Raw genomic sequence first — 5454 nt, forward strand, 5'->3', positions numbered from 1 at the left:
CTCTTGCATTTGTTTTTGAAGGACCTATTGGAAGAAAAATTCATGTAAAATCGGTACAATTTAAGTGAGTACTGAAAGTATAAATCGTTTAATAAATTACTATAACATCTATTAAAACTTTCTCCCTGTTCCAAATCCTTCCCCCGGAAATAGATTCCGTACGTTGGGGAAGTAATACCCCCATTTCGTACTTGAATAGGTCAAAAGATGGAATGCTTTTTTTATCTTAATGAAATTCTAATTCTTTCGTGAATGCCAAATGAAAAAAATACCATACAACTGCAATCGAAAGGAATATCCAAATGAACTGCCTGTAACAGATGCGGGTAAGTCGAAAACCAAATAGAGTATACGTAAAACCAAATAAAACAATCATGAAAAAAGTAGGCATCATCGGAGGTTCAGGCTTTATTGGAAGCTTCAACACCCAAAAGTTTTTAAATGAAGGATACAAGGTAAAAGTATCTACCACAGATATTTCCAAAAAAGAGAAGTATGAACATTTGCTCAGTCTCAAGAATGCTGACAATTTGGAAATTGCTCAATTGGACGGCGGGAAAATTACCGTTTACTAAAGGTTCGAGTGCACTCTATAGATATAATCTAAAGTGATTTTGATTCATAAGTCCTATGACTACCAAAATTCAAAATATAAACACATGAAAAAAACACTACTTCTATTATCTGCACTACTTTTTTTAAGTATAGCAACAGCAAATGCCTTGGATAAAAAGCCCACCGAGCATATTAACCAAGAGTTGCCAGGAGATTCGATTCGATTGGCTGAGCTTGATCGATACTGGGCCAAAGTTTCTCAAACTGTTAAAGAGGGTGATTTTGAAGGTTATTCGGCACTCTATCATAAAGATGCTGTGGTCATTTTTGCTACTGGAAAAAATAAAATTTCTAATAGTATAGTAGTGGCTCTAGCAAATTGGAAGCAAGGATTTATTGATACTAAGGCAGGCAGAAAACAGGATAAGGTTGAATTTCGCTTTTCACAAAGAATTGGCAGTGAAACAACAGCGCATGAATCAGGAATTTTCTACTTCACCTCATTTGAAAGTGGTAAAGAAGAGATAAAAGAATTGGTACATTTTGAAATGTTGCTAGTAAGGGGAAAAGATGGCTGGTATTCTTTGATGGAATATCAGAAATCTAAAGCTTCACAAGAGGAATGGGATGCATTGAAATAATATGAACAATCTAAACTCTCCCCTACACGCTGACATTCAAAGACGCAAGTTTCTTGAATGGGTCGGATTATCGGGTTTGGCTTTGGCTGTACCGATGATATCGCTTTCAGGATGCCATTCAGGTCGATTCCATGAAGATGAAAAGCAGGAGTTTAAAAATGTCTTTGACTTGGAAGGTTTGTCCGGAAAAGTCATGGGAAAAGACGCTATTGATTATCTGAATGGAGGAGCTGACGATTCGAAAACCGTAAAGGCAAACGTTGAGGCATATCAAAAAATTCAAATCAGAGCCCGTAGATTGATTGATGTCAGTAATATCTCTACCAAAGTTGAACTGTTTGGAAAAGTCTTGGATAATCCAATCATATTAAGCCCCGTCGGATTTCAGAAATTCTTTCATCAAGATGGGGAAGTGGCAACAGCAAAAGCTTCAGTCAAGAAAAAACATCAGATGATTGTTTCTTCTGTTTCCAACTATTCTGTGAATGAAATCGCGGATCAATCCCAAGCAGACCTTTGGTTTCAACTTTACCCAACCACAGATAGAGAAGTCACCAAAAAACTCCTTGAGCGGGCAGAAAAAGCTGGATGTAAGGTTTGTGTATTGACAGTGGACACCCCTGTTATCGGAAATAGGGAAAGAGGCGGGACCACATTGACCAAACTGATAAATTCCAAAGAATTAAAAATGGGGAATTATGAGGGGATATTACCTGAAGGAACCGGGATTGATGACCCGGGATTGACTTGGGAAATCATAGACTGGCTAAAAGCAAACTGTGACATGAAAATTGTCCTAAAAGGAATAGTAACACGAGAAGATGCAGCTCTTTCAATACAGTATGGAGCTGATGGAATTATTGTCTCCAATCACGGCGGCAGGCAATTGGAAAGCCTTCGGTCCACCATTGAATGTTTGCCTGAGGTAGTTGACGAAATAAAAGGCAGAATACCTGTCTTGATTGATGGAGGTATCAGAAGGGGGACGGATATATTCAAAGCTTTGGCTCTTGGTGCCAATGCAGTCTGCATAGGAAGGCCATTTTGTTGGGGACTCGGGGCCTTGGGACAGGAAGGAGTTGAAATTGCACTGGACATTCTCAAAGGAGAGTTGGTCCGTGACATGCAAATTGCCGGAACTCCCACCATCCAAAAAATAACGCGTGACTTTGTGATTGGATTGTAAATGAAATTGTTCCGGTAAAAAGAAGAGGGAGAATAGAAAATACTTTGCGATACATGGTTTTCAGATAAAAATCAATGAGACAGATACTTTATATAGTAGCAATTGCTGCCCTTTTTTGGGCTTGCAACCAAAAAGATGACAGCCGTCCTGCTGACGAATTTTACATGCCTGCAGAGTGGGAAACCCATGATGCGGTGTGGTTAGGTTGGGAGAAGGACTCCACATCACGCTTTTATCCTGCAGTTGGTAAGATGATTTCCGCCTTAAAACCTCATGTCACTGTTAAAATGGCTTTTGAGAATGACAGCTTAAAACAGACTGCTATCGCAAATCTCCTCAGTATGGGAGTAGATACCTCAGGCATCAAAATGTACATCATGCCTGGAGAGCGTTATTGGATCAGAGACCATGGAGCTGCGTTTTTGGTAAACGGAAATGGAGAATTGGCTGTGGCTGATTTTGGTTGGGATGGATATGGTTTACCGGCATTTTTGGAGTTACGCTACGAAGGCAATATGGACAGTGTAAATGCAGCCTGGAATCGCAATAAACAAAGCATGATGAAAACAGGAAGCGTCGACAGTCTTATGGCTGTGGCGGAAAATGCAAAGATCATCAAAACGGATGTGGTCCACGAAGGAGGAGCAATTGAAGTCAATGGCAAAGGAACCTTGATTTTGTGCGAGGCAACGGTATTTCAAAGAAACCCCAAAATGTCAAGAGAGATGATTGAATCGGAATTCAAACGGGTCTTGGGAGTAAGTAATATCATCTGGATGAAAGAAGGCTTGGCTGATGACCCGCATTATTTTTATCGAAGGATTACCGGTAATTATGTTGGGGGTGGCACAGGTGGCCATACCGATGAGTTTGTGCGTTTTGTCAATCCCACTACTATTTTATTGGCTTGGGTGGACGAGGATGAAAAAGACCTGAATCCCATCAATCAAATGAACTATGCACGCATGACTGAGAATTTTCAGATTCTCCAAAATGCCAAAGACCAAGACGGAAAGCCCTTCGCGATCATAAAAGTACCCTTGCCGGATTTGATACCCGAGCAAATCATAGTGACCAAGGAAGTGGTTGAAAATGAATTTACCCTTGATTTTACGCCTGATTATTTTGTTCCTTCAGAGGCATTTCAAGTTGGAGATACTTTATTAAGAGTTCCGGCAGCTAGTTATTTCAACTACTTGGTGACCAATGGCCTGGTACTTCTGCCTACCTACACTGCTGCAGGTTCCTCCCAAGAAAAAGAAGAAGCTGTCCGTAAAATCTTTGAAGAACAGTTTCCCGGAAGAAAGATTGTATTTATAGATGCCATGATGCAAAACTGGCAAGGTGGCGGCATTCATTGTAGCACCCAGCAGCAGCCAAGTAGAAAGTAATCTAAACCCACCCAAATGAAAACCAAGACGCTTTCCCTGATCTTGATCCTTTCAGTATTTCAATCTGCCTTTTCTCAAAAACTGAGCGATAGCAATGATAAATCTATAGATGAACGAGCCAACACTTATCAAGTATTGGAGGACGTTTCCTACGGTTCGGATCCGGAGCAAAATATGGACATTTATCTCTCTCAAGAAGCGAAATCCTTTGGAAGTAGCAATTTCACCATTGTTTTCCTTCACGGAGGAGGGTATTATTTCAGCGACAAAAGTCAGGAAGAAAGATACATTGAACCTTACCTGAAGAAAGGCCTGAATGTGGTCAATTTGAATTACCGCTTGAAAAGAGGGATTCCTATTGCTACAAGCGACCTGACCTATGCTTTGAATTTTCTCCAAGCCAACAACAGCCAATTTGATCTGAATTTGGATAATGTGATTGTGACAGGTTTTTCTGCAGGTGCGCATATAGCGACCAATGTAGCTTTTGCCCAAAACAATCCGGAGTATCCCTATAAGCTAAATGATGGCATTCAAATCGTAGCAGTCATCAACTTTGCAGGTCCTGTGGATGGTTTGGATGTGGTGGAAAGGATTTTTTCCGAGCACGAAAATGAACAGTATCAAGCAGTGGGAAAAGCGCTGTTCCCGCCTGAGGAATATGAGTCGAAAGAAAACTTAGCTGTATTTGAACCGATCACCTACTTTGACAAAAATGATCCACCAATATTTCTCTGGCATGGGGGCCAAGACGATCAGATTCCACCAGTGACTTTTGAAAAATTTGTTCCTCTCCTGAGAAAGGATAAAGACATTAGGATTTTTATTCCCGAAGCCAGGCATAGCCCGACAAAAGAAGAACTTGAAAAGGCTTATATTGTGACATTTAGGTTTTTGGATGATATAAAGTAAAACATGAATCTGATTTCTACTCTAACTATTTCAGCTGCGCTAGCTTTCCTACTTGGAAGTTGCCAAGAGAAAATACCTACGTTCAAGATTCCCGAAGGTCATGTGGGCATGTTTGGATATGGTTCATTGATGTCCAAAAAACTGATTGAAACGGGGCTTTTGGATAAAACCTATGACGGGCCTTATCTCCCGGCACACCTCAAAGGCTACAAGCGGTCTTGGACTTTTGCATGGCCAACTGACATTCCATTATACAATGTCGACAGTACTTTTTCCAAGGATTATATTTTGGTAGAAGGAGATACGATCTTTCCCAACTACCTGAATTACCTCAACATCCAAGAAGATTCAAACACCGACATCAATGGCGTTTTGTACATTGTTCCGGAGGCGGATCTGCCCGCCTATGATATATGGGAAATGGGGTACGAGCGGTTTGAAGTGACCGATATCATCCAAGGATATACCATTGAGGGAGGACCCGTTTTTGCCTATAAAGCGCTTCCCGATTTTATGTCAGTGCCAAATAATGATTATAGACAGCAGGTCGTGGAACTCGCTTATTGGAAAATCATAGAAGATGCCTTTGCCTATTGGGGAAAGGATTTTCAGGCTGAGTATGAAAAAACCACCGAACCATTTGATCCGGCTATTCTTCACGAAACCCAAAAGATCATATTGACAGATCCCGACATGAAGAAAGTGCAAGAATTGAAGGAGAGTTTTAAATATTGAAGGAATGCTAACAAACTGATTTATATAAAAATAG

The 5454-nt window shown here is 40.6% G+C and carries 6 protein-coding genes; all 6 read left to right on the forward strand.

The window, feature by feature from the left end:
- The first annotated feature begins 374 nt into the window (after positions 1-374).
- Positions 375-575, forward strand: a complete 201-nt coding sequence (locus tag ACZFYI_RS14985; RefSeq protein ID WP_462524937.1) for a hypothetical protein — start codon at positions 375-377, stop codon at positions 573-575.
- An 84-nt stretch (positions 576-659) separates the two neighbouring features.
- The gene (locus ACZFYI_RS14990; RefSeq protein WP_462524938.1) at positions 660-1196 is read left to right on the forward strand and encodes a Cif family virulence factor; all 537 of its coding nucleotides are present in this window, start codon (positions 660-662) and stop codon (positions 1194-1196) included.
- A 1-nt stretch (position 1197) separates the two neighbouring features.
- Positions 1198-2382 (forward strand): alpha-hydroxy acid oxidase, encoded by a 1185-nt coding sequence (locus tag ACZFYI_RS14995; RefSeq protein ID WP_462524939.1) that lies wholly within the window; start codon positions 1198-1200, stop codon positions 2380-2382.
- Between the two features lie 74 nt (positions 2383-2456).
- Positions 2457-3773 (forward strand): agmatine deiminase family protein, encoded by a 1317-nt coding sequence (locus ACZFYI_RS15000; protein WP_462524940.1) that lies wholly within the window; start codon positions 2457-2459, stop codon positions 3771-3773.
- A 15-nt stretch (positions 3774-3788) separates the two neighbouring features.
- Entirely contained in the window at positions 3789-4685 is an 897-nt protein-coding gene (locus ACZFYI_RS15005) for an alpha/beta hydrolase fold domain-containing protein (protein WP_462524941.1), read from the forward strand.
- A gap of 3 nt (positions 4686-4688) precedes the next feature.
- Positions 4689-5420, forward strand: coding sequence for a gamma-glutamylcyclotransferase family protein (locus ACZFYI_RS15010; RefSeq protein WP_462524942.1), 732 nt, complete (start codon positions 4689-4691; stop codon positions 5418-5420).
- Positions 5421-5454 lie beyond the last annotated feature (34 nt).

This window comes from Aquiflexum sp. (assembly GCF_977115555.1).

Excerpts from the sequence above, each read along its gene's own strand:
- ACZFYI_RS14985 (WP_462524937.1), top strand. The coding sequence starts at position 375 with ATGAAAAAAGTAGGCATCATCGGAGGTTCAGGCTTTATTGGAAGCTTC.
- ACZFYI_RS15005 (WP_462524941.1), top strand. The coding sequence starts at position 3,789 with ATGAAAACCAAGACGCTTTCCCTGATCTTGATCCTTTCAGTATTTCAA.
- ACZFYI_RS14990 (WP_462524938.1), top strand. The coding sequence starts at position 660 with ATGAAAAAAACACTACTTCTATTATCTGCACTACTTTTTTTAAGTATA.
- ACZFYI_RS14995 (WP_462524939.1), top strand. The coding sequence starts at position 1,198 with ATGAACAATCTAAACTCTCCCCTACACGCTGACATTCAAAGACGCAAG.
- ACZFYI_RS15010 (WP_462524942.1), top strand. The coding sequence starts at position 4,689 with ATGAATCTGATTTCTACTCTAACTATTTCAGCTGCGCTAGCTTTCCTA.
- ACZFYI_RS15000 (WP_462524940.1), top strand. The coding sequence starts at position 2,457 with ATGAGACAGATACTTTATATAGTAGCAATTGCTGCCCTTTTTTGGGCT.